This is a genomic window from Moorena sp. SIO4A1 (assembly GCF_010672065.1).
Classification (GTDB): Bacteria; Cyanobacteriota; Cyanobacteriia; order Cyanobacteriales; family Coleofasciculaceae; genus Moorena.
This window is the reverse complement of the sequence record NZ_JAAHHX010001052.1, coordinates 1-1,044: the sequence shown is the minus strand read 5'-3', so window position 1 is coordinate 1,044 and position 1,044 is coordinate 1. Positions and strand designations below refer to the sequence as shown.

Genomic DNA, 1,044 nt, shown 5'->3' with positions numbered 1-1,044 from the left:
GGTATTGGTAGTCCTGGCACTCTAGCTGAAGTATTTCGAGGCTATTGGGGCGATAGTCAGGCTCCGCAGTTGCTCGATGATGAGGAGGTTGTGCGAGGTATACCACTTCCCCCTATCAAAGGGTCATTCTTCAGGCTGGCTGGTGGCAAAGGTTTTCAAAGACCCTTTGAATTGGCAACCCTGCGGCTGCGGAATATGACAGAGGTTTTAAAGCACTGGAATACTTATGTACCCAATGGGGCTTATCTGACCCAGCGAGGGGGAACTTTCTTATTCGATTCACAGGGGAAATTACTCTACGAATACCAGGATTGCGGGCTCCTTGGCTTTGCTCAGAATATGAGTCGTCCACTGTCGTTTTTATTAGATTAAGTAGCTGGACAAAAATAAACCTCGCTGTATTAACTTGTGTAAAGTTGCCAAAAAATCCTCTGTTCCCAGATCCGCTGTTCCCTGTTCCCTATTTCAACAGTTAATTTTATTTTTGTCCGACTACTTAGTTCTACCAAAGCGATAGTAACTTAGAAGTAAGTACAGAATTATAAGAGCAAGACAGGGAGAAAATTGATGCGGTTATCACCACTTTTATTATAAAAATTATAAGCTGCTACTCAGTCAGGAATAGAGCAGGGCATACAACAAGGAATACAACGTTAAAAATTAAAAATTAAAAATGAATGAAGCCCAGTAGGGTGGGAATGCGATCGCGTTCTCCACCGAGCCCAGTAAGGGATGGTGCGTTCGGTGATCTTCGGTGAATAAATGTCTTGATAGCTCTTGTGTAATCGAACCCACCCTACAAGATCGTACGCACTACCAGACGACTTGATCGCGCTGCAAGCCAAAGTTCAAGACATTGTAACCAGCATAGTGTTAGAATTATTCCATTATGCCAACAATTTTACGGATCGGTCTTTTTAGAGGCTTGGTATGGGTATTTTGGCAATTCGAGCGGATGAGAGAGTTAAGAATGTCTACTTTACTGAAGAAACCATTAGTGTTGATTTAATGGATGGGCGGAAAATTACCGTACCTCTAGTTTGG

1 protein-coding gene is annotated in these 1,044 nt (G+C 42.9%); it reads left to right on the top strand.

Annotation, left to right across the window (positions count from 1 at the left end; genetic code table 11):
• A partial coding sequence (locus tag F6K53_RS45195; RefSeq protein ID WP_293087697.1) for an AhpC/TSA family protein occupies positions 1-372 on the top strand: 372 nt, incomplete at its 5' end.
• Positions 373-1,044: the final 672 nt, after the last annotated feature.